The 24,556-nt window shown below is 49.5% G+C and carries 17 protein-coding genes, 1 tRNA gene and 1 pseudogene; 5 read left to right on the top strand and 14 right to left on the bottom strand.

Features of this window, described 5'->3' with window-relative positions:
- Window positions 1–58: 58 nt before the first annotated feature.
- The 3 genes from yedF to fdhD all read right to left on the bottom strand — a co-directional run bounded on the left by yedF (window position 59) and on the right by fdhD (window position 2,453).
- Window positions 59–292 carry a sulfurtransferase-like selenium metabolism protein YedF gene (gene yedF, locus Q4Q57_RS08345; RefSeq protein WP_006084883.1) on the bottom strand — a complete coding sequence of 78 codons (234 nt, stop codon included), beginning with the start codon at window positions 290–292 and terminating at the stop codon, window positions 59–61.
- Window positions 292–1,506, bottom strand: coding sequence for a selenium metabolism membrane protein YedE/FdhT (yedE, locus tag Q4Q57_RS08340; protein ID WP_311890538.1), 1,215 nt, complete (start codon window positions 1,504–1,506; stop codon window positions 292–294). The genes yedF and yedE overlap by 1 nt, the downstream gene beginning before the upstream one ends.
- Window positions 1,507–1,616: 110 nt before the next feature.
- Window positions 1,617–2,453, bottom strand: a complete 837-nt coding sequence (gene fdhD, locus Q4Q57_RS08335; RefSeq protein WP_259544549.1) for a formate dehydrogenase accessory sulfurtransferase FdhD — start codon at window positions 2,451–2,453, stop codon at window positions 1,617–1,619.
- 141 nt (window positions 2,454–2,594) lie between these two features.
- Between fdhD and Q4Q57_RS08330 the strand changes: the two genes are divergently transcribed.
- Window positions 2,595–2,689: transfer RNA gene (locus Q4Q57_RS08330), tRNA-Sec, on the top strand.
- A gap of 93 nt (window positions 2,690–2,782) precedes the next feature.
- Here Q4Q57_RS08330 and selB read toward each other — a convergent pair.
- From selB to hutC, 9 genes and pseudogenes are all read right to left on the bottom strand, one after another.
- Window positions 2,783–4,576 (bottom strand): annotated as a pseudogene (gene selB / locus Q4Q57_RS22095) (selenocysteine-specific translation elongation factor); the annotation flags it as partial.
- A 2-nt stretch (window positions 4,577–4,578) separates the two neighbouring features.
- Window positions 4,579–6,000, bottom strand: a complete 1,422-nt coding sequence (gene selA / locus Q4Q57_RS08320) for an L-seryl-tRNA(Sec) selenium transferase (protein ID WP_311890536.1) — start codon at window positions 5,998–6,000, stop codon at window positions 4,579–4,581.
- A 57-nt stretch (window positions 6,001–6,057) separates the two neighbouring features.
- Window positions 6,058–6,966, bottom strand: a complete 909-nt coding sequence (fdhE, locus tag Q4Q57_RS08315; protein ID WP_311890535.1) for a formate dehydrogenase accessory protein FdhE — start codon at window positions 6,964–6,966, stop codon at window positions 6,058–6,060.
- Window positions 6,966–7,607: a formate dehydrogenase subunit gamma gene (locus tag Q4Q57_RS08310; RefSeq protein ID WP_311890534.1), complete on the bottom strand. Its 642-nt coding sequence runs from the start codon at window positions 7,605–7,607 to the stop codon at window positions 6,966–6,968. Before Q4Q57_RS08310 ends, fdhE begins: the two co-directional genes overlap by 1 nt.
- Window positions 7,604–8,515 carry a formate dehydrogenase subunit beta gene (fdxH, locus tag Q4Q57_RS08305; RefSeq protein ID WP_310188505.1) on the bottom strand — a complete coding sequence of 304 codons (912 nt, stop codon included), beginning with the start codon at window positions 8,513–8,515 and terminating at the stop codon, window positions 7,604–7,606. The genes Q4Q57_RS08310 and fdxH overlap by 4 nt, the downstream gene beginning before the upstream one ends.
- Before the next feature lie 2 nt (window positions 8,516–8,517).
- Window positions 8,518–11,532, bottom strand: coding sequence for a formate dehydrogenase-N subunit alpha (gene fdnG / locus Q4Q57_RS08300; protein WP_311890533.1), 3,015 nt, complete (start codon window positions 11,530–11,532; stop codon window positions 8,518–8,520).
- A 682-nt stretch (window positions 11,533–12,214) separates the two neighbouring features.
- Window positions 12,215–13,756: a histidine ammonia-lyase gene (hutH, locus tag Q4Q57_RS08295; protein ID WP_311890532.1), complete on the bottom strand. Its 1,542-nt coding sequence runs from the start codon at window positions 13,754–13,756 to the stop codon at window positions 12,215–12,217.
- 52 nt (window positions 13,757–13,808) lie between these two features.
- Window positions 13,809–15,476 carry a urocanate hydratase gene (gene hutU / locus Q4Q57_RS08290; protein ID WP_311890531.1) on the bottom strand — a complete coding sequence of 556 codons (1,668 nt, stop codon included), beginning with the start codon at window positions 15,474–15,476 and terminating at the stop codon, window positions 13,809–13,811.
- Window positions 15,477–15,643: 167 nt separating this feature from the next.
- Window positions 15,644–16,351 carry a histidine utilization repressor gene (gene hutC / locus Q4Q57_RS08285; RefSeq protein ID WP_311890530.1) on the bottom strand — a complete coding sequence of 236 codons (708 nt, stop codon included), beginning with the start codon at window positions 16,349–16,351 and terminating at the stop codon, window positions 15,644–15,646.
- Window positions 16,352–16,584: 233 nt separating this feature from the next.
- On the opposite strand from hutC, the gene hutI reads away from it, so the two are divergent.
- Entirely contained in the window at window positions 16,585–17,811 is a 1,227-nt protein-coding gene (gene hutI / locus Q4Q57_RS08280) for an imidazolonepropionase (RefSeq protein ID WP_311890529.1), read from the top strand.
- A gap of 117 nt (window positions 17,812–17,928) precedes the next feature.
- Here hutI and Q4Q57_RS08275 read toward each other — a convergent pair whose 3' ends face one another.
- Window positions 17,929–18,681, bottom strand: coding sequence for a siderophore-interacting protein (locus tag Q4Q57_RS08275; RefSeq protein WP_311890528.1), 753 nt, complete (start codon window positions 18,679–18,681; stop codon window positions 17,929–17,931).
- Window positions 18,674–19,234, bottom strand: a complete 561-nt coding sequence (locus tag Q4Q57_RS08270; RefSeq protein ID WP_311890527.1) for a MarR family winged helix-turn-helix transcriptional regulator — start codon at window positions 19,232–19,234, stop codon at window positions 18,674–18,676. Before Q4Q57_RS08270 ends, Q4Q57_RS08275 begins: the two co-directional genes overlap by 8 nt.
- A 670-nt stretch (window positions 19,235–19,904) precedes the next feature.
- Here Q4Q57_RS08270 and Q4Q57_RS08265 point away from each other — a divergent pair.
- The 3 genes from Q4Q57_RS08265 (at window position 19,905) to Q4Q57_RS08255 (ending at window position 24,545) form a co-directional block, all read left to right on the top strand.
- Window positions 19,905–21,575 carry an endonuclease gene (locus tag Q4Q57_RS08265; RefSeq protein WP_311890526.1) on the top strand — a complete coding sequence of 557 codons (1,671 nt, stop codon included), beginning with the start codon at window positions 19,905–19,907 and terminating at the stop codon, window positions 21,573–21,575.
- A 357-nt stretch (window positions 21,576–21,932) separates the two neighbouring features.
- A complete protein-coding gene (locus Q4Q57_RS08260; RefSeq protein WP_311890525.1) occupies window positions 21,933–22,550 on the top strand; it encodes an FMN-binding negative transcriptional regulator in 618 nt (205 codons plus the stop codon).
- Window positions 22,551–22,721: 171 nt separating this feature from the next.
- Complete coding sequence (locus Q4Q57_RS08255) at window positions 22,722–24,545, top strand: glycerophosphodiester phosphodiesterase (protein WP_259529361.1); 1,824 nt, start codon at window positions 22,722–22,724, stop codon at window positions 24,543–24,545.
- Window positions 24,546–24,556: the final 11 nt, after the last annotated feature.

Raw genomic sequence — 24,556 nt, 5'->3', positions numbered from 1 at the left:
AAGGCACAAACATAAGTTTGTGCCTTTTTCAGTTTTACGCCTTAGCGAAAATCAATCGCTAACGCTGGATCAGATAACGGATCGTTGGTCCATTCTGCTCAATTTCCAACACTTTATAACCATGATTTTTAGCGTCGAGGGGAATATTGTTGATGGACTGCGGACAGTCACTGATCACCTCGAGGATTTCACCGGGCTTTAACTTAGGCATAGCTTCAAGGGTGGCCACTGCAGGATAAGGGCAAGGTTCCCCCACCATATCGAGTTGATAATCTGGAACATATTGATTCATTACGCCGCCTCCGCTAGCAATTGTTCATCACGCTTCGCCTTGCGAGCAAAGAAACGTTTTTCCCATAACAACATAGCGCCAAAGGAAAGTCCCAGCAGCACATAGGTCAGCAATAAACCGCCTTTATCACCAAAGCTGGTTAATAAATTCACTTTGTCCCAGTTGGTCGCTAAAGGTTGAGCTAGGTCATCCCAGTAATACGCCAGTAAAGTCGAACCTAACACGTTGCCTAAACCGACCCACCAGAAATGCACTTGGCCTTCAACTGCACGGTACATCCAGCCCGTTTCACAACCACCAGCAAGCACAATACCAAAACCAAACAGCAAGCCGCCGATCACCGCATTAGGACCCGCCCACATGATTTTGGGGGGCACACCCAGTTGCACATAGCTGTAAATGCCTATCGCACTGACCGCCATACCTAAGATAATGGCCTTCGCCATGTGAGTACGACCAGTGATCCACATATCGCGGAACGCTGAGGTAAAGCAGATTTGTGCCCGTTCAATTAACAGACCAAATCCGACTCCGCAAAGCATAGCTATGCCGAGTTTAGGCGCATTGAACATAGTCAATAAGCCCCAACCGACGATGCCGACAAACACTAACATACCGATGCGGAAACGACGTCGAGCCTGATTTTCATCCTGCTTAATCGAAGTCGCTTTACTCACCTTCTTCAGCTTAACCGGAATACGGAACATAGGCAGTAAGGTAAATCTTGCACCAAAGTAAGAGCCCGCAGCGGTCGCCAGAGCAAAGAACCAAGCATGCAAAGAGAACTGCGGAATACCCGTGAAGAAGGCCGCTAAGTTACAGCCCATAGCCAAGCGGGCACCAAAGCCAGCAATAATGCCGCCGATCAGCGCCTGAGCAATACGGATACGGCTCTGTGGCATACGCAGTTTGACGTTATTGGCCCAGAGCGCAGCAGCAATACAACCACCAAACATACCGATAATCATCATGCCGTCGATGCGGTCTAAGGGAGAGCCCTGTAAACCTATCACTTTGAAATAACCCCAAGTCTCAGGATTTGCCCCTACGAGTTGCAGTAAGTGCCCGCCCCAGCGCGTAAATTCCCCCGTGACAGCCCAAAAAGTGCCAGTTAACCCAAAATAGTAAGTAGAAAGGATACCGGCGGCGATAACCGCAGGCATAGGAGCCCAAAAACGGACTAAATATTCTTGTTTAAATTGTTGCCATGTCATGTCATTACCCTAATGAACGAGACTATAAAAAATAAGCGCAATGCGCTTATAACCTGTGTGCCAGAGTGATTGAAGGCGTTCGACAACTTCAATCTCAAGTGGCCTCACGCTTAAATGGCTTTAGCTAAGCTGACACACTGCTGCCCCAACAGGCGATAACCGTGGGTGTAAAGCGTTGCCCTGCCGTTACGGCAAAAACCGATAAGCGTGATGTTGCTTTTCTCTGCTAATTCCAACGCCAGTGAAGTCACGGCGGACATAGCAAACAGAATTTGGATATTGGCACTGGCGGCCTTTTGCACCATTTCGAAACTGGCACGGCTGGTGAGCAATACGGCGACAGGACGCTGTGCCTGACACATTGAGAATCCGCCGATTAATTTATCCAGTGCAATGTGCCGACCAATGTCTTCAAAGGCGGCGATGATTTGTCCATCTTGATCTAAGCCCATGGCCGCATGCGTTGCACCCGTGAGCTTAAAATGTTGTTGATTATCTTTGACTTGTTCGAGGGCAAACTGCAGGTGATCGATATTAAATCTGGCGTCCGAATCTACGCGGATAACGGGTTTTACCGCCTCTTCCAACTGAGCCACACCGCACAATCCGCAGCCCGTGCGCCCCGCCATATTGCGCCGCTGCTGCTTGAGTTCCATAAAGCATCTTTGGGTGATTTCCACCTGAATAAGCACGCCTTCGGGAGTGAATTCGAGATCCACGCCTTTAATTTCATTCACATGGGAAACAATCCGCTCCGACAAGGTAAAGCCAATGGCAAACTCTTCGAGGTTTTCGGGGCTGGCTAACATCACAGTGTGGGAAATGCCGTTGTAGACCAGCGCCACACGCACCTCGTTGGCGACATAATCGGTCAAATCCGATGCCTGTCCCAGCTCTAACAGGACTACGTTTCTCTCTGTAACCACAGCGTGTGAATGATATTCCATAGCGCCCTCTAAAAACTACAAAACCAAATAAAAACAATTAGTTTGACAACAATTTAAGACTTGTATCACAAACCCATAAACTAAATAAGAATCGCCTTGAATCATCTTTACGCATTTTCTACTATCGAGTTGTCTTCTATTGGAAGAACGTCGTCTCCGGTGAGGCGTCCGGATTTCAAATCCGGGTAGGGCTGCCAGCAGTCCTGGGTAGGTTCGACTCCTATGTTCTTCCGCCAATTCTCATTGGAATAAAACAACTCCCCATCCCGGATCTCCCGACTGTTACTGCGATACTTCCTACGAGTAAAACCACTGCGGTCAAAAAACTCCAACAGCTGAATACTGACCTTACGGCCAAGGCCAATCAGATCCTTAAACTCTGCGGTTTCGAGCTTGCCGTGGGTGACCACATGCTCACGCACCAGATTGGCGTAGTGGCACAACTGCTCACTCAGCAGATATCTGTCCTTCACCACCGCGGTAATAAAGCCCTGTTGCACCAGTTGAAAGCACAGCAACCTGAGTTTGGCGGGCTCGAGTTCGAGATATTCCCCCATTTCAGTCACCCACGCGGGCGAGGTTTGCTGCGCCAACCAAGGGGCCAAGTGTTGCCAGCATTGCTGCGCCTCGCTATCGAGGACAATCCTGTGATCCGCCAACTGCAGCAAGGCGCCGCGCAGCACCATCGGCCCTTCTTGGCAGAGGCTATCGAGTACCTTATTGGCAAGCTCGCTAGGCAATACGCTGTGGCTCATGCGTTGCAGACGATTACGCCCAAGCCCTAATTGGTCGGGATGCTGTTGGTGATACTCACGTAACAGCTCGATAAACTGCTGTTTTTCTTGCTCAAGTAGCTGAGTCGATAGCCCATAGGTACCGAGACGAGTCAGCCCCGCCTGCGCCAGCATAGCTGCGAGCCCTTCATCGGTTAGCTGCCAGCGCCAACGGATTTCATCAATACTTAGCGCCTCACTCTGGCCGAGTAACGCCAGCACATTCACCGGATTGGAGAGCTGAGCCAGTTGTTGCAACTTGCTGACACGCTCCGGCGTGCGCTTCTTACGATTGGGGACTTTCACTGCCAGCACCCGCCCTGCGCCCAGGGTTTGCTTGCCGCCAATATGCCTGAGCACTATCGGATCGTCCTGACACAGCAGCAGCGGCTTATCGAGCACAATTTCGGCCAGATAGCACCCCTGCTCATCGACTTCATCGAGTAGTGACACTCGACCCAAGGTATGGTCGGCGCCGTGGTGACAATGAACATTTTGCCAATGGGTTAAGGGTTCAAAACTGCGAATTTGTACTACGGGTCTAGCGCACAACTCGGCTTGTGGCAGGCTGCTTAACCAGTCGCCGCGGGCGGGCGCCCTATGGTTATCAACACCAGTAAGATTCAACGCGACCCGAGTGCCACTTAAGGCTCTGTGGACTTCCATCCCTTGGCAGTGAATGCCGCGCACCCGTAGTTTGACCTTTTGCCCTGAACTGTAGAGGCTATCGCCGATACACACACTGCCGCTAATCACAGTGCCAGTGACCACACAGCCGGCGCCTTTAACGCTAAAGGCGCGATCGAGCGTCATCCTAAAGCTACTGGCATCTTCCGCTTGGGTCGATTGCTGTTCGGCAATCTCTAAAATATGTTGTTTAAGGGTTTCTACCCCCGCATCGCCTACATCATTAGCGCAGACCTCAAACACGCCACTGGCCTCGATCCCGTATTCGGCAAGCAGCGCCGTCCCCTCTAGGGTCAACTTGGCGGCGGTTTGGTCATCGACCAAATCCCGCTTGGTCAGCACTAAGGTCAAACTTTTTAGCGGTAAAAGCGCGAGGATTTGCAGATGCTCGCGGGTTTGCGGCATCACGCCGTCGTCACAGGCCAACACCAGCAGCGCGTGGCGCACATGGCTCACGCCCACCAGCATGTTATTGATAAATTTTTCATGGCCGGGCACATCGATAAAGGCTAAACGAGTACCATCTCGCAGAGGCATAAAAGCGTAACCGAGATCGATGGTCATGCCACGGCGTTTTTCTTCGGGGAGCCTGTCGGTGTTCATCCCCGTCAAGGCACTGATCAGCGTGCTCTTGCCGTGGTCGACATGCCCCGCGGTGACCATAATCATAGCTGCACACCTAAGGTGCTGAGTTCGGCCAATAATTCGGCCTCATCATCGATACCCCGCAAGTCGAGGCGAAGTTGATCTTGAGCCATTCGACCAATTACAGGGCGCTGCGCCTGCTTAAAATGCTGCTCGAGCAGCGTTAAACTGCCACCCTCTTGCGCGTTAAAGCACAGGGCGATTGAGGGTAAAAAGGTATCGGGCTGCGATCCGCTACCGACTTGAGTTTGGCACTCCACTAATTCGATGCCATAGCTCGGGGCAAACAGCGGCGCTAAGGCGCGCTGCAGACGCTCACCGATTTGGCGCAACTCAGCTTGGCTACGGGCAAATTTGGCCATAATCGGCAGTTCCCGATCCAAGGTTCCTGGGTTGAGATAGTGGATCAGCGTTGCCTCGAGCGCCGCGAGAATCAACTTGTCACAGCGCAATGCACGCTTTAGCGGATGACTTTGAAGCTTATTAATGAGCGCCTGCTTACCGACAATCAAACCCGATTGCGGGCCGCCGAGGAGTTTATCGCCGGAGAAGCTGACCAGATCGACCCCATCAGCCAACATGGCTTGGGGCGTCGGCTCTTGTTTAAGGCCAAAACGGCGTAAGTCAGTGAGTGAACCACTGCCAAGATCCGAGATCAGCGCAACCCCACGATCGCGGCAGAGTTGGCCTAATCTGGCCTCATCCACCGAAGCGGTAAAGCCACTGATATGGTAGTTGCTGGTGTGCACCTTCATGATGGCGGCGGTATTTTCGGTGATCGCCTGCTCATAGTCCTTGAGGTGAGTGCGATTAGTGCTGCCGACCTCGACTAAGGTGCAGCCCGCCTGACGCATAATGTCTGGGATACGAAATGCGCCGCCAATTTCCACCAGCTCACCACGGGAGACAATCACCTCTTTACCCGCTGCGACTGCCGACAACATCAGCAGCACAGCGGCGGCATTGTTATTCACCACGCAGCAGGCCTCAGCTCCTGTTAAGCGCTGGATTAACCCACTAATGGCATTATCCCTATGGCCGCGCTCACCCGCTGCCAACTCAAATTCCAGCGGCGTGGGGTAACGCATCACAGAGGTCACCGCCCGAATGGCCGCCTCAGACTGCTGGGCGCGACCAAGATTGGTATGCAGGATAGTTCCCGTGAGGTTCCACACGGGCTTAAGACTATGGCTATAGTCCTTAGACAATTGTTCAACCAAATATCCGTTCAATAATGACGGGTTAGCACACCAAGCGGGTAAACGTCGCTCCTGGGCAATCAGCTCACGCGCCGTGCGTAACTGGCTATCCAGCGCCGCTTTTACCGCCGCTTTACCATAGCTTTGCAGCAGGGGCGCCAATATCGCATCGGCGAGCAGACTGTCCATCGACGGCAGCGCACGGTACAGGGCTTGGGGTGTATCGGGTACTTGGGTCATCATTTGTATCATCTTGATAAATATAAGGGGAAGGACTCGGAGAGCCCTTCCCGACTTTGGTTATTGCTCAGTTTCGTGGGCCAGCAGCAATGGATTGACCGTGGTCGCCCCAAAGCCCTTGGCATTTAGCTCACTGTCGAGCATCAGGGTCGCTAAGTCGTCAGCTGCCACATCCATCAGCGGTGACTTTTCAACGAACAGCATCTTAGTGTAACCATGGCATTCGTCGCAGCTCTCGATACGCACCTGCGCATTGGCATCATCAAATGACCAAAGGGTCATCTCCTTATCCTGACCACAGCTAGTGCAATGGGCACGAATGTAATGCCATTCGCTCTCACACAAACTGCAATGCAGATAACGCAGACCCGCCCTCGGCTCATCCACGATTACGCTCGCGACCGGATGACACCCGCAAATCGGACATAGGCTCTGCTGCGCCACCTTGCGTTGGTCTATTCGTTTGATCACCATAGGCGCCCAGTGGGACCAGTAGACCCCCATCGCCGCCCAGATAAACAAACTGAAGCGCGCAGGCACTGCGCTCATATGTCCCTGACGCAACGCATTGCCCCACGAGGTGAGTTGTTCTGGAGATTGCTGCATCAACAACCGCAGCACTCGCGCCATATCCTCATCCACCTGCGGCAACAAATCACTTAACAGTTGCTGTAGCAGTCCTTGCCAATAGCTATCTGCCTCTGAGCCCAAGCGGGAAAGCGGAGTCGCCTCATCTTTCCCCCAAGCGAGAAGCTGACCGAAGTCAGCCTCCTCCGCCAATTTGGCCTGTATAGAGACCAGACGGCGGCATAGCTCAAAGTAGTCAGCCAGCGGCGAGTCCTTGGCCAATGACAGCAAACGATGCGCCCTTCTGTGATACACAGCTTGGGGATCTGCCGCTTTTAACGGTTTTAGTTCCAGCGGCGATTCGCTGCCGGGGACCAGAGGTATCTCGGCTGTATGACTCATTAATGTTTCTCCACGTCCGAATGTTCATCCAACATCACAGGATGATGCTTACGGCACCAAGCCTTAGAGACCTTGCCGTAAAGCATGCCCGTGACTGACCCTTCCACCCACGTCGCCATCCAGAAATGCACCATCACAAAAATCAACATGATGAGCGCACAAATGGCGTGCAACAGAATGGCCCAACCCACCACAGTGGCGGAGAAATAGGGCGCAAAATACGGTTGCCACATGATGATCCCCGTCACGGTTAAAGTGACAGACGTCAGCACGAAGGCGCGAAACAATACCTTTTGCCCTGGGTTGTAATGGCCGATAGGCGGGATTTTCTCCTCGTTCTCGAACATCACATCCTTGATGGCGAGCATCCAAGCGAGATCGTGTTTTTCCCATTTGTTGTGTTTGTAGTAACGCACCAACATCAACATCAGCGGTAAGCACATCATCAAGCCCGCAATGGGGTGAATAAACTTCGCCAATTGCGGTGTGCCCGCTATCGCCCCCAACCATTGAAACGACGGATAGAAGAAGGAGAAGCCAGTGAGAAAGGTGACTAGGCCAACTGCGACAATGAACCAATGACAGATGCGATCGAACAGCTTGTGACGCACTATCATTTCTTGCTTATCATGCTTGCTCATTTGTCGCCCTCCTCTTCCTGCTTAGCCTCTTCCTCTGGCGGTTGATAACCCGGCTGGTCTTCTTCGACTATATTGCGACCGACGGTGATCTTATGCAGACAAGCGACAGCGGCAGTGGCAAGAATGCCCATAGTGCCTAAAGGTTTGACCCAGTCTTGCCACAGAGTCAGTGACAGCGGGATCTGCGGGTTATCAGGCATGTTGTAGCTTTCGGGCTGATTGATATCGTGCAATATCATCATCATACCCGTGCCACCTACACCCTCAGGGTTATAAAGTCCTGCCTTAGCAAAGCCCTTTTCCTTCAGTTCTTCGACCCGTTTTTGCGAGTAGAACAACATGTCCTCACGGGTGCCAAAACGCAGCGCCCCTGTGGTACAGGACTTAACGCAGGAAGGTTCCAATCCCACGGCCAAACGGTCAGAGCACATAGTGCACTTGTAGGCCTTGTTATCCTTAGGATCGATTTTGGGCACATCGAAGGGACAAGCACTGGCGCAATAACCGCAGCCGATACACTTGTCCGAATCGAAGTCCACCACACCATTGGCGTGCTGGATAATCGCGCCCGAGGTCGAACAGGCAGTTAAGCAGGCAGGGTCGGCACAGTGCATACAGGCCGAGTGGGTAAATTGCCAACGCAGCTTGTTGCTTTCCATCACCTCATGGAACTCCATCAGGGTCCAACATTGGCCCGATAGCGACATAGGGTTTTGGTAACTACCTTGGAACGTGCCCACTTCTTCCCGTAAATCATTCCACTCAGAACACGCCACTTGGCAGGCTTTACAGCCATTACACTTAGTGGCGTCGAACAGCTTGGCGACCTTTTCTGACGAATTACGCCCCTTTGCCGCAGGCGTCACCGCTGAAGTACCGGAGCGGCGGATAATGTCTTGTGATGCCATAATCAGAGCCCCTTCGCTTTAGTGATGTTAACCAAAAATGCTTTGAACTCAGGCACCTGTGTATTTGCATCCCCCACTTCAGTGGTGAGCACGTTACAGGAGTAACTCTTACGAGTGAGCGCATTATGGCTGCCGTGACGGGGTAACCCGACGGTATGAACTAACTGACCATTCACCTTTAACGGCTGCAGACGTTTAGTCACTAAAGCTTTGGTTTCAATGCTGCCACGTTTAGAGCTGACAGTGACCCAATCCCCATTGGCGATACCTTTTTCTGCCGCCAACATTTCATCGATTTCGACGAAGGTTTCCGGCATAGAAATCGCAGCCAAACGGGCATGAGTAGACCAAAAATTAAAGTGTTCAGTTACACAATAAGTGGTTGCCACATAAGGGAAGTCCTTATGGGAACCTAAGGTTTCCTTCACACCCGGTAGCATACGTACCGCAGGGTTACTGGTGACCTTGTGTAACGGGTTAACCCCAATAGGCGACTCCATCGGCTCGTAGTGCTCAGGGAACGGACCTTCGGCCAATAATTTAAGGGCGAAGAAACGACCCACACCTTCGGGTTGCATGATGAAGGGGCCAGCGGATTCCTGTGGTGTTAACTTCATATTGAAGTCGCCCACATCGATACCATGCCACTTACCATCAACCCACTCGACGATAGTACGTTTAGGATCCCAGGGTTTGCCGTTGATATCGCAAGAAGCGCGGTTATACAGCACACGACGGTTTGCTGGCCATGCGAATGCCCAGCCCGGAGTGACACCTTTACCCGAAGGATCATGGTTGTCGCGGCGAGCCATCAGGTTGCCCTCTTCAGTCCAAGAACCTGCATAAATCCAACAGGCGCTAGCAGTACTACCATCAGCTTTGAGTTCAGCAAAACTACTGAGCTGACGCTGAGTGACGAGATCCTTACCGTTAAGCTCGCGAGCAACTTCTTCGGCATGCGGCGAGTAAGGATTGTGGTAATCCCAACTTATCGCTTGCACTGGCTCAGGCAACTTACCGCCCTCTTGCTTGTACAGTTCACGCATCGCCATCAAGACACCGGAGAGAATCTCAGCATCTGGCTTGGCTTCACCCGGCGGGTTAGCACCCTTCCAATGCCACTGCATCCAACGTCCAGAGTTGACGATGGAACCTTCTTCCTCAGCAAAACACGTCGTCGGTAAGCGGAACACTTCCGTCATGATTTCAGCGGGATTCACTTCGTTGAAGCCATCGGCGTTTTGCCAGAAGGTTGCGGTTTCAGTTGCCAAGGCATCCAGCACCACCATGTACTTAAGATTACTCAAGGCTTTGAGTACCTTATTGCGGTTCGGCATAGAATTAATGGCGTTAACACCTTGGATAATGTAGCCATTCACTTCACCGTGGAAAGCCATATCTAAGTGCTTAGTAAAGTCGTACTGTTTATCCCACTTAGGCACCCAGTCATAACCAAAGTCGTTTTCAACCGTGGCGTTATCGCCCCAGAAGCTCTTCATTTGTGAAATAAAGAATTTAGGATAATTTTGCCAATAGTTGGTTTGACCCGGACGCAAGGCGACAGGCGTGTAACGATCGAGATAGGTCTTAAGATCAGTGTCTTTTTCACTCGGTAACTTCAAGTAACCAGGCAAGCTTTGGCACAATAAACCCATATCGGTCGCGCCTTGCACGTTAGAGTGACCACGCAGTGCGTTAACGCCACCGCCCAACACCCCAATGTTACCCAGCAGCAACTGCACCATAGCCATAGAGCGAATGTTCTGCGCCCCTTTAGTGTGGTGAGTCCAACCTAAGGCATACATAAAAGTGGCGGCTCTATCGTGGGTATGAGTGCTGCCAATTTGCTGGCAAACCATCTCATAGTCCGGAATCGGCGTACCGGTAATATTGCCCACTGTTTCAAAGTCATAGCGATCTACATGTTGCTTCATTAAGTTCCACACACAGCGTGGATGCTCGAAGCTAGGATCAACTTTCGCGTAACCCTGTTCGTCTAACTCGTAGTACCAAGACTCTTTATCGTAGCTATCTGTTTCTTCATCGAAACCACTGAACAGACCTTCACTAAAAGAGAAGTCTTCGCGCACTATGTAACTGGCATTGGTATAAGCCTTCACATAGTCGTAGTTCACTTGTTTGGTTTCAATAAGATAGCGGATCACCCCGAGCAGGAAGGCGATATCTGTGCCCGAACGGATCGGCGCATAATAATCGGCCACAGCGGCACTACGGGTGAAGCGAGGATCGACCACCAAAAGTTTAGCGTTGTTATGTTGCATTGCTTCTGTAACCCAGCCGAATCCGACAGGGTGAGCCTCTGCAGCATTACCGCCCATGATAATGATCAAATTAGAATTTTTAATATCGATCCAGTGGTTGGTCATGGCACCACGTCCAAATGTCGGAGCAAGACTTGCTACCGTTGGAGAGTGTCAGTTACGCGCAATAGTATCGATTGCAACTAGGCCCAGTGCCCGTGCAAATTTCTGGGTGATATAGCCGCCTTCGTTCGGCATCGCCGACGAGGTCATCATCCCAGTGCTAAGCCAACGGTTAACCGTCGTCCCGGCAGAATTCTTTTCAATCAAGTTAGCATCACGATCATCTTTCATCAGGCGGGCGATGCGTTGGTAAGCTTCGCTCCAGCTGATACGTGTCCATTCATTGCTGCCTGGTGCACGGTACTCTGGGTATTTAAGACGATTGGGACTATTGACATAATCCACTAAACCAGCGCCTTTAGGACACAAGGCCCCACGGTTAACTGGATGGTCTGCATCCCCTTCGATATGGAAAATACTCTGTTCGGCGTTCTTGCCATTACTTCCTTTGCTGTACATCAGCAATCCGCAACCCACTGAGCAATAGCAGCAGTTATTGCGGGTTTCTTTCGCGCTAATGAGTTTGAATTCCCGAACGGCCGCATAGGCCTTTTCGGACATCAATCCCAACGCAGAAATTGCTGAGGTGGCAGCTCCGGCAGCACACAGTCTAAAAAACTGGCGTCTGTTCATTGCGTCCTCTCACACTCTTGTCGTTATGAGTCTAGTGGTTGCTGTGGTGAAAATTGCAACCGATTGAGTGGGTCCACTTAAAGACCACACTTAATTTAAGATTATCCTTAAAGAGGAAATAGATAACAAATAATGACATGAGATCGAGATCGCAAATAACCAATCACAAAACTTAAATCTAAATAAATAAATAATGTTGAAATTAAAAACTTTAAATAATGCAAAAAACACTTAATTCAAGAGTTAAAAACCAATAATACCAAAAGGACAATTTGTCTAGCAATGCAGGTCCATATTGTCCCATAACCTAACCATATGGTTATTAAAAATAGTTTTAGATATTAAAATGTGTATAACGATGGCGGATAAAAACACAAAAGTGACGGTTTATTGAGGGGTAAGTAGCCACTGAAATTGACAATGTAAAGATCAGCGCAAAAAGTGCAGAGTCGGCGGTGTTAAACACACCAAAAGGGCAAAGATGAGGATCGAGCTAAAAAGGGGAAACACTCAATAAAAAGGCATAAGCAATCCACTTATGCCTTCGTTTTGTTTTATTTCAGCAGTTATGTTTAGCAAATTGGGGAGTGAATCCTGAGTATTTCAGCAAAAGCGCCCCAATACGCCCAACTCAACCGAGTCAACAACGGCTTAGTCGTTTACTCACTCGGAGCTAAAACGCTTAAAAGCTGGCTAGCGTTCCTGCTGGCAGGTAAGCGTTAAAGCTTGCTGTGTATAACAGGTCTATCGCGGCTTCGATATCTGGTGCGAAGTACCTGTCTTTATCGTAATAGGCGACGACTTCACGCAATTCAGTTTTGGCCTTGGCCACTGCAACACTTGGCGTTAAAGGTGCGCGGAAATCTAAACCCTGCGCCGCCGCTAACAATTCAATTGCCAGTACACCACGGGTGTTTTCGCTCATATCGCGCAAACGGCGCGCCGCAAAGGTCGCCATAGAGACGTGATCTTCTTGGTTAGCAGATGTCGGTAAACTGTCTACCGACGCTGGATGGGCGTAGGTTTTGTTCTCAGACGCCAATGCTGCCGCTGTCACTTGAGCGATCATAAAGCCTGAGTTCACGCCGCCGTTTTTCACTAGGAAAGGCGGCAGTTTCGACAGGCTAGAATCGATTAACAGTGCGATACGACGCTCGGCAATAGAACCCAGTTCGGCAATCGCAATCGCCAGATTATCCGCCGCCATAGCCACAGGCTCAGCGTGGAAGTTACCGCCCGAAATGATATCGCCCGTGTCTTGGAACACCAGTGGGTTATCGGTTACGCCATTGGCTTCAGTGCCTAACACATCGGCCGCGTGACGAATTTGCGTTAAACAAGCGCCAAGTACCTGTGGCTGACAGCGTAGTGAGTAAGGATCTTGCACCTTTTCACAGTTTGCATGGCTCACGCTGATCTCAGACTCTTCGCCCAATAGATGACGGAAAATCATGGCCGAATCGATTTGACCTTTCTGACCACGGGCCGTATGGATGCGTGAATCGAACGGACTACGACTACCCATAGCCGCTTCGACGCTCATGGCGCCGATCACTGAACTTGCCGCAAACAAGTCTTCGGCGTGGAATAACCCTTCTAGCGCAAGCGCAGTCGAGGCTTGGGTGCCGTTCAGCAAAGCTAGCCCTTCTTTGGCCGCTAAATCGATTGGCTTGAGGCCAGCGATTTCTAAACCTTCGGCGGCGGAAATTAACTCACCTCGATAGCTCATCTCGCCTTCGCCCAGCATAGGCAGACACATGTGCGCCAGTGGCGCTAAATCGCCCGATGCGCCCACTGAGCCTTTTTCTGGCACGCAGGGATAGACTTCGGCGTTCACTAAACTGATTAAGAAGTTAATCACTTCTAAACGAATGCCCGAGAAGCCACGGCTTAATGAATTGATTTTTAATACCATCATCAAGCGCACTGTGGCGTCTTGCATGTATTGGCCCGTACCAGCGGCGTGCGACAACACGATTGAGCGTTGCAGCAATTGCAGATCTTCGGGCGCTATCTTGGTATTGGCCAACAAGCCAAAACCCGTGTTGATGCCGTAAACGGTGCGGCCTTCATCTAACACTTTTTGCACAATTTGCGCGCTGGTGTTGATGTCGGTAATAGCCTCTGGTGCGAGTTCCAGTGTCAACTTATGACGGCTGATTTCGCGTAATTGCGCTAGGCTCAAGCTGCCCGGCGTTAACACTAAGTGATTCACAGATTTCATATTTTTAGCTCCAAGCTTTTAGTTATTATTGTTATTTAGTCGTTAGCATCGGCTAGTCTTGCATAGGTAAATCGAGGCCCTGCTCCTTGGCGCAGTTTTTCGCAATCTCGTAGCCCGCATCGGCATGGCGCATCACGCCTGTCGCTGGGTCGTTCCACAACACGCGGCCAACCCGTTTTGCCGCCGCGTCGGTTCCGTCACACACAATCACCACACCCGAATGTTGGCTGAAGCCCATGCCGACGCCGCCGCCGTGGTGCAATGACACCCAAGTTGCGCCGCTAGCGGTATTGAGTAGTGCATTCAATAATGGCCAATCGGATACCGCATCTGAGCCGTCCAGCATAGATTCGGTTTCGCGGTTCGGGCTGGCAACAGAGCCAGAATCTAAGTGGTCGCGACCAATTACCACGGGCGCCGACAACTCACCATTTTTGACCATTTCGTTAAAAGCTAACGCTAAACGAGCGCGATCTTTCAAGCCGACCCAGCAGATACGCGCAGGCAGACCTTGGAAGGCGATACGCTCACGCGCCATGTCTAACCAATTGTGTAGGTGTGGATTATCTGGGATCAGTTCTTTGACTTTAGCGTCAGTTTTATAGATATCTTCAGGATCGCCAGATAACGCCACCCAGCGGAATGGACCAATGCCTTCACAGAACAGCGGACGAATGTATGCAGGCACAAAACCTGGGAAATCGAAGGCGTTTTCAACGCCCATTTCAAACGCCATTTGGCGAATGTTGTTACCGTAATCGAGCGTTGCTGCGCCGGCAGCTTGCAGATCCAGCATGGCTTGTACTTGCACCGCCATGGAGGCTTTTGCCGCCTTAACCACAGCAGCTTCGTCGATTTTACGCATAGCTGCGGCCTCTGCCATAGTCCAACCCTGCGGCAGATAACCGTTTAATGGATCGTGGGCCGAGGTTTGGTCGGTTACGACATCAGGAGTAACGCCGCGCTTAACCAGTTCGGCAAACACATCGGCGGCATTTGCCAGTAAGCCAACAGATACAGGCTTGCCAGCTTGGTTTGCCGCTTCAATCATCGCCAATGCTTCATCGAGCGAAGTGGCTTTCTTGTCGACATAGCGGGTGCGCAAACGGAAATCGATGCGGGTCTCGTCGACTTCACAGGCTAACACCGAGAAGCCCGCCATAGTGCCCGCCAGCGTTTGCGCGCCGCCCATGCCACCTAGCCCGCCAGTGAGGATCCATTTGCCTTTGGAGATACCATCAAAGTGCTGTTTCGCTACAGAAACGAAAGTCTCGTAGGTGCCTTGAACTATGCCTTGAGTACCAATGTAGATCCACGAACCTGCGGTCATCTGGCCGTACATGGCCAAACCTAGCTTATCTAACTCGTTGAAATGCTCCCAGTTCGCCCAATGTGGTACTAGGTTTGAGTTAGCGATTAATACGCGCGGCGCATCGGCGTGGGTGCGAAATACACCCACTGGTTTGCCCGATTGCACTAATAAGGTTTCATCATCTTCGAGGCGTTGTAAGACTTCGATGATTTTGTCGTAGCAATCCCAGTCGCGGGCGGCGCGGCCGATACCACCATAGACGACTAAGTCTTCTGGGCGCTCGGCCACATCTGGGTGCAAGTTGTTCATTAACATGCGCATTGGCGCTTCGGTGAGCCAACTCTTACAGCTTAATTGTGTGCCATGCGGTGCAATAATGCGGCGGCTTGGGTCGTGGCGCTTGTCCATTGAATTTTCCTCTTTCAACCTGTGGTGCTAACTCGTATTCGCTAAGTCGCTAAGTCGCTAATACGGGTTAGCACTATTGTTTTTATTGTGTTTTTATCTATCTATTTGTCGAAATAATCTAATAGGGTAAAGCTGTTAAGGTTACTGATTTAAATCTACATCTAACGTTACTTACTAAAGGTTAAGTGGCCGCCGAGTTTAAAGCGGCTACCTGGATGAACTAATTTTGCAAAACTCACGACGCCTTGGCGTGACCAAGTGCGGCGTAAAATCTGTAAACAGGGCTCAGTGGCGGGGATTTCGAGCCTTTGCTGTAATTCTTCACTGGCGATAATCGCCTCAATCGTGTGATGCGCCTCGGTCAGCGGTGCCACTTGGGACAAATATTCGTGGGGTGTCTGCTGGGTAAAATCCTGCAATAAATAATCGGGCACTAACTCGGGATTCACATAACGCTCCTCAACTTGCAGCGGTAACCCCTGCTCGCAATGCACTAAGATCGAATGGAATACCGTCGCACCGTGCTCAAGTCCAAGGGAAATTGCGATACTCGTACTCGCAGCGACTTGTTCTAACACCCATTGCTGCACGCTATAGCCGTGGCCGCGGTCTTTTATCTCATCGGCAATATTGCGGATCGCCAACATAGACGACTGGGATTTTCGCTCAGCCACAAAGGTGCCAAGCCCTTGGGAGCGTTCGAGTACGCCGCTATCCGTAAGCTCGGTTAACGCACGTCGCGCCGTCATTCGGCTGCAGGTAAACAAGTCGGCCAGCTGATTCTCGGAAGGCACGCGGGCGTTTTCTTCCCACTCGCCAGATTCGATAGAGGAGATAATGTATTGCTTAATTTCTGCAAACTTAGGAATAGCCAAAACACATCCTCTTAAATTCAGCTTCTTGTTCCTGTGCCCTTGCGAAAGTCATGCTTGCTAAAGGGGCGCAGACGAAGGCGACAAAGACACGGGTCTGTCATGCCACTTTCAAACGGTGAAAATAGCGGCTACAATCCTAGCTTGTATATACAAGTAAATACAAGCCAGCTCACATAAATTTAATAAACCGTTAATCACTTGGTTAACATCTGCCAGCACAGCAAGGGGAATACATGTCTTGGGATCAGGTTTGGATAGACGTTAACTTAGCCACAATGGACCCTTCCGTATCAGCACCTTATGGTGCGATCACCAACGCGGCCATCGCAGTAAAAGATGGCAAAATTGCTTGGCTTGGCCCCCGCAGCGAACTGCCCGCCTTCGATGTGTTGTCAATTCCCGTTTACAGGGGCAAAGGCGGCTGGATCACCCCAGGATTAATTGACGCCCACACCCACTTAATCTTTGCCGGTAATCGCGCCAATGAATTTGAGTTACGCCTACAGGGCGCCAGTTACGAAGAAATAGCCCGCTCGGGTGGCGGCATTATTTCGACCGTTAAAGCCTGCCGCGAAGCGGATGAAGCAGAATTATTTGAACTCGGCCGCCAGCGCTTAAACACGCTCGCCAAAGAAGGGGTGACTACGGTTGAGATCAAATCGGGTTATGGTTTAGATACTGAAACTGAATTGAAAATCCTGCGTGTCGCCCGCGAGCTAGGCAAGCATCACCACGTAGATGTGAAGACCACATTCCTTGGCGCCCATGCGATTCCGCCAGAATATAAAGACAATAGCGACGGCTACGTCGACTTAATTATCAATAAGATGCTACCCGCAGTGATCGCCGAAAATCTTGCCGATGCGGTGGATGTATTCTGCGAGAATATCGCCTTTAACCTTGAGCAAACAGAACGCGTACTCAGCGCAGCCAAAGCAGCGGGATTAGAGATTAAGCTCCATGCCGAGCAGTTAACTAATATGGGTGGCAGCGCACTGGCCGCACGTCTTGGTGCTAAGTCTGTGGATCATATCGAATATTTAGATGAGGCAGGCGTAAAAGCCTTAAGTGAAAGCGGCACCTGCGCCGTACTGCTGCCCGGCGCGTTTTACTTTTTGCGGGAAACCCAAAAGCCACCTATCGATTTACTGCGCCAATATGGCGTACCTATGGTGCTCGCCAGCGATTTCAACCCAGGTTCATCCCCCATTTGCTCAACCCTGTTAATGCTGAATATGGGCTGCACCTTGTTCCGCTTAACGCCAGAAGAAGCCTTAAAAGGCCTCACCTTAAATGCCGCCAAAGCACTCGGAATTGAAGATAACGTCGGCAGTTTAGTCGTTGGCAAACAAGCCGATTTTTGTCTGTGGGATATCGCCACGCCTGCGCAGTTGGCCTACAGCTACGGCGTCAATCCCTGCAAAGATGTGGTGAAGAATGGCAAGCTAGTGCATCAGTAAAATGCGCGTACTCGCCGCAAATGTGGCATAAGTAGCGAATAAAATAAGGTCGCAAAATCAAACTTGGCGACCTTATTTTGTTTAATGGCTCGGTTTGTTTAAGAACAGGATTTAAGCTTAAACACTGGCCCCATTTTCTAACTGTTCATCTTCTTGTTTTACCAGCTTATGCTCGCCCTCATTACAACCAATTTTCCAATAGCTCGATGTGTAAAAATGGCTCTTAGGTAATGAATGCGCTTGCTTAAAGTGTCTTCTTAGCGCGCGCATGCTGTTAAATTCACAAGCAATCCATACGGCTGGCTCGCCAGCAAGCCAAGGTAATTGGGCAATTCGCTCGACCAAAGGGCGACCTTCGGGATCGGCTTCAGGATTGATCACCCAATGCAGCTCGACGCGTTCAGGATGCACTAAAGGTTGAATATCTGCTTCACTTAGCACTTCTATCACAGCGTAACCTACTGCATTGTTTGGCAATTTTGCCAGATTCACGCTAATTGCGGGTAAGGCTGTCATATCACCTGCGAGTAAAAACCAATCCGCCTCAAAGTTGATCAGTTTTTTAAGTCCGGGTCCGCCAATTTGAATGAGTTCGCCCACCTGCACCGTTTTCGCCCAACTCGATGCGGGGCCGTCGGTATCGTGCAGTACAAAATCCACATCAATTTCATCATTGCGTTGCTGGCGAATGGTGTAGGTTCGCATTAATGGACGCTCACCCGCTTGTGGGAATAACAACTTAATATAGGCACTCTCTTGATCAATAGGAAATCCAGCGAATCCCGCACCGCCTAAGGTCATGCGTAACATATGCGGAGTGATATAAGTGGAGCGGATCACTGCCAGCTCACGTGGTGCAGGTTTATTCATTATGATTTTCTCCTATGGCCTGTTCTTCCATTAAGCGTGCCTCAACGGCTCCTTTGCCAATCGGGTCTTTTGGCTTACTGGATGGTCTTTTTTGAGCAGGGCAATCCGCACCACTTTTAGCGGCAGCCGCCTCATCCACACTTTTGCTGATCCGATTGGCAAGTTTAATAAAGGTGTCGACTTCGGCTGAGCTCAGCGCCTGCGTCATACGCGCCACGGTTTTACGTTCTGAGGCACTGATCTGGGTCATGATCTTTTCCCCCTCTGCCGTGGGTCTCAGTAACTGGCTGCGGCCATCCTTAGGGTTATCGATTTTAGTGATCAACCCACCCTGCTGTAACTCATTTAGAACACGGGTAATTTGCGCTTTATCCCGCTGCATTCGCAGGGCGATAGACTGAGCTGTCGATTCAGGATTGCGACACACGCCCTTCAAGGCACGGATATGAGTGACAGGTAAATCAATCTCTTGTGCAGCAATATCGCTACGCAATTGCTTTTTGTAGGCATGCACTAATCTGTGCAAAGTTTCACTGAGTGACAATGAAGGCATAGAAGGCTCTCGATATAGTTGACCGTGTCAACAATATCGAGATTGATTGACTGTGTCAACCATTCAGGTTGTCGACTATTATCACGACACTGAATACCAAGCATAGTGATGCTCTCGCTTGGTTTTTTACTCTAAAAACTCATTTTAAATAACCAGCGGCTCTGTGTTTCTCGCTTATTCCACTAATCAAACAAGACATAGAAAATGCATATTTACCCCAGAAAAAGCGCTTTATACTACGAACGAGTTATTTAGCTTATATCTTAGAAAATAGGACCAATTAAATAGTCAACATAACAAAATAATTAAACAACACTCCATGCAATTAATTGTTTTAATAGTTGTTACTCAAAATAAAAATATTCGTTATAGAACGCAAAACTGATTAATGACTGCATAAGCACTAAGTATGTTCTGACTCGTGAAAAACGATTTATATCGAATTTAGACGCCAAATATGGATAGGATAAGTCATTAAAATAGCGTTTTAAAACCGAATACAAACACAAAAATTTAACATAAAACACACTTTTCAGACATCTTAGTTGTGGCATACTGCTGCGGCTTTTCTCGATTATCACTCTTTAATCGATTCAAACGGATTTGTTCGGGGTCCGGTATTGGCCGATATAAGGCCAAACTGATAATAAAATAATAATGAGTAATGTTGATGATAAATAAATCCAAAATCGCGATATCTTTGATCATGGCGGGCTTGGCATTGAATGCCAATGCCGAATTATTAATTAGTGAAGTGCTATACGACACACCAAATAATGACAGTGTCGAAGAATATATCGAACTGTTTAATCCGGGCTGTGACACTATCGATTTAAGTCAATACCAATTAAAAGATAATGGTGCCAGCTTAAACCTCACTGGCACTTTAACGGCGGGGCACTATTTCACTGTTGCAATCAATGCAGCGGGCTTTAACAACCTCTTTGGCTCAACGCCCGATATCGCCCCTATGCCACTTAGCTTAGGTAACTCGGGTGACTATGTCCGCCTCACTAAGGGTACTGATGAAGTTGATCTTGTCGCTTGGGAAGGCGGAGTGGCAGGTTGGAGTCTAAATGTTCGTGATGTTTCCCTTGTTCGTACAACCAGCATTAACAGTAAGTCACAAGCTGATTGGGCCGCCAGTAACAATGCAGGTACGCCAGGAAGCGGTAACTTAACGTCCCAATGTGATGCCGGCGGTGATAATGGCAGCGGTTCCACGCCACCAGCAACGGATGACAATGTGCTTGAACAGGATGAGAGCCAGCTCAACCTAAGTGCAGCCCAAGGCCAAGTACTCAAATTTGTTGCTGATATCCCTGAAAACGCTACGGATCTCAGTTTTACGATGAAAGGTGGCAGCGGGGATGCCGATTTGTATGTTCGTTTCGGTAACGAGCCGACGACAAACCAACACGACTGCGCCCCTTACCTTTCTGGAAACAATGAATCCTGCCCTATAGCAAATGCCTCTGCAGGACGTTATTACGTCAATATCTTCGCTTATCAGAGCTTTAGTGGCACTAGCTTAACGGCTAATTATACAATCACAACAACACCCACAGATCCAGATAACGGTACTGGCGGAAATACTGGCGGCACAACACCTAATCCTGATGGCTATAGCTTTGATAGTTATTATGCGAATGCGATAGGTAAAAGCGGAACCACACTGAAAACGAGTTTGAATCTGATTATTCAAGATCAAACCCACTTCAGCTATGCGCAAGTCTGGGATGGGTTGAACTACACAGATGAAGATCCAAATAACAGCAACAACGTAATTCTACTTTATACCGGCCGCTCAGAGCCGAAAACCAATCGTGCAGGTATGAGCAGCTCACTCGATGCTTGGAATCGAGAACACGTCTGGGCAAAAAGCCATGGCTTCCCCAATAGCAGTCAACACGCTTATACCGACCTTAACCATTTACGTCCTGCGGATGTGACAGTCAACAGTACACGCGGTAACAAGGACTTCGCCTTAGGAGGAACGCCTCTGAGTGAAGCACCGGCAAACAAAACTGATAGCGATAGTTTTGAACCTGCCGACATGGTCAAAGGCGATGTCGCACGTATGGTCTTCTACATGGATGTACGTTATCAAGGTGGGGATAACAGTGGAACTCCAGACTTGAGCATAGCCAAAGGTATGACGGGTGAAGGTGAACCACTACTCGGCGATCTCTGTACCTTGTTAGGCTGGCATATCCAAGATCCTGTGAGTGACTGGGAACGTCGCCGCAATAATCGCGTTTATAAGCTACAACACAACCGCAACCCGTTTATTGATAACCCACAATGGGCAGCTGATATTTATAGTGCCTCATGTAACTAATCTTTAGATCTCGTCCTCACGTATAAGCCCGATCTAATGTCGGGCTTATTACTTACGACAAAAAACACATTGAGTAACTAATTTGTTAAGATTAAACAGATTACACATATCATAACAACTCACTAACCATAGCTATCATCCATAAACGTTCAAATCCTAGATGACAATTCACCCAGTCGCTGGGATGCTAGGTCCTAATCTTTGGGTATAAAATATTTTAATAAGCATCAAATTAAATTTGATCGCAAAACATCCACAGCTGTAAGGCCACAAATTAACCCCCTAAATCCCCTATCGACTCCCGACTTTTTCCTTGTAATATAACGCTTTCACTCGTGTTAAAACCCAAGGACGATAATGTATACACCTAAGAATATGGCGATGACAGATCAGCAGGCCATCACAGCTTTTATCACGCAAAACAGCTTTGGTTTGCTGGTTTCGAGCTCACTGAATGCGACCCATATTCCCTTTGTACTCGATGCAACTGTCGGAAAGAAAGGCGTCTTGTATGGCCATGTTTCGCGAGCGAACTCACATTGGCAAGAGCTTGAAAGCCAGCGGGTATTAGTGGTTTTCAGCGGCGCACACGCTTACATTTCCCCAACTTGGTATGACGCTAAACCTGCTGTGCCTACATGGAATTATGCTGCGGTGCATTGTTATGGTGTCGCAAGTCTGTTGAGAGATACCGAAACCCAAGACATGTTGGACAAGTTAGTGGCGAAGTACGAACCCAAGCTATTGCAAGATAAACAAATTATGCCAGATGAGTATCAGCAGAAACTGCGCCAAGCTATCGTCGGCTTTAAAATTGTGATTGATGAGATTCAAGCAAAGGAAAAGCTCGGCCAGCATAGATCCATTAGCGATCAACAGGGTGTGTTCAGCGGCTTAAGTGCCAGCCCCCATGCCGATGCGACACAATTAGCCCACTATATGAATCAACGAGATATCGGCAAAGGCAATGGCTGAGCCCATGCAGCTAAACCAATACTTTGATTAGTCACTTATACGTCTTCTGTAAAATCATTGAAAAGAAGACTTTAACGGCCTGCCCATATCTAAAACATTGCACCAATGACTAACCGTCAACCTGAAACGCTGCTAAATTACAGTCCTAACTCGCACGAATAAGGAAGCTGCATGCTCAATCCTGAACACAGTTACTGGCATGACACGCTTAAAGCCATTCGTCGTTGCGGTAGAAAACTCATTGAATTTGAACTGCTATTTACCTTAGTGTCGGCGGGCATTATCGTCCCGTCTTTTGGCTGGCTACTGCGCCATCTGATTGCCAAAACGGGCAATGTCACCATAACCAATTACGACTTAATCGCCTTCGCCATGTCTCCCTATGGCTTGCTATTTATGATCATTACCCTATTCAGCAGCTTTACCGTGTTTTTTACCCAGCGCGCTGGGGTCACGATTCTCGCCGCATCAGGGTTATACGATATTCCCATTGGCCCAGTGCGGGCACTGATTTTCGCCACGGCGCGCTTACCCGTATTCATTCGCCTTGGTTGCATATATGCGGCTTGCTTACTGCTGCTCAGCGTACCTTTTATGGGATTAGGGTATCTCATTTTCAGCGTGTTTCTACAGGGACACGACATCAATTACTACCTGTATTTCAAGCCAGTAGAATGGTATTTAGCCTTATCGAGCATGGCCTTCTTAGCATTACTCTATTTACTTATTAGCTTATATCTGTGGGCCAAAGCGGCCTTTTCCCTGACGATAATTGTCAGTGAAACAACCGATGCATTAACGGCACTCAAACGCAGTTGGCAGTTAAGCGCGGGCAATGAACGCGCGATTATGTGGCACGCGGCGGGATGGTGGTTAAGGATAGGGGCTTTGCTGTACCCCTTAATGCTGTTGATCTCATGGGGGGCCGATAGCTTACTCGACCGGGTTTCACTGACACTTTCGGCAGAATTAGCCATGTTGGCCCTCGTCTCTGCACTGATTTTTATGCTGAGTGCAACCTGGTCCTTACTCGGCATGTTTGGCGAAGCCTTTATCATCTTGTTGTTATACCGCCAACTGGGAGAGAAACCTGCAGGGTTAGAACGCCTTGGACGAGAGACAGTAAAAAAGACTTCAGAGCTGTCGATTTACACTCTAAGTGGCGTCTTGGTTACGACTTTTTTAATCATGCTGGGATTTGGAGTGTACGCCCTAAGCAGTGAGCCACAAAGGGATGAAATCCTCATTTCAGCCCACCGAGCGGGGGCCGCTAGGGCACCAGAAAATACCCTTGCGGCTTTGCGTTTAGCGATTGCAGAAAAGGCCGATTATGCTGAAATAGATGTGCAAACCGCCGCTGACGGCACCTTAATGGTGCTGCACGATGCGGATTTAATGCGTATCGCGGGCGATCCACGGCGAGTAGCCAATCTCAGCGCCAGTGAAATACAACAACTCGATGCGGGTCGCTGGCACAGTGCCGCCTTTGCAGGTGAATCCGTGCCGACACTACTACAAATGCTCAATGAGGCGCGCAATAAGATAGGTTTGAATATTGAGCTTAAATATAATCAAGCCGATCCCACCTTAGCGCAGGCTGTTGTTGCCCTACTGCAACAACAGAAAATGACACAACAAGTAGTGATTACCTCGCTCGAAGCAAGAGCCATTGAAGAAGTGCAACGACTAGACCCTTCAATCCAAACAGGGTTGATTGTCACCCAATCTATCGGCGACCCGATTAAGTCGAATGCGCAATTCCTAGCGATAAATCAGTCGATTACCAATGAGAAGTTTATCGCCAGAGCGCATAAGGGCGGCAAGCAAGTGCATGTATGGACAGTGAACAATCCACGGCAAATGCTACGCATGTTAGCACTGGGAGCCGATGTACTGATCACCGACTATCCACAGGAAGCGGTGGAAATACGAGAACAATGGCTATCACTGTCACCCGTTGAGCAGACGGCACTGCGCCTACGTTATGTACTGTAAATGCCGCAACG

It is taken from the genome of Shewanella sp. SP2S2-6, assembly GCF_031931965.1.
GTDB classification, from domain to species: Bacteria; Pseudomonadota; Gammaproteobacteria; order Enterobacterales; family Shewanellaceae; genus Shewanella; species Shewanella baltica.
Note: the sequence above shows the minus strand (reverse complement) of the source record. Positions and strands in the feature narration are given on the sequence as shown.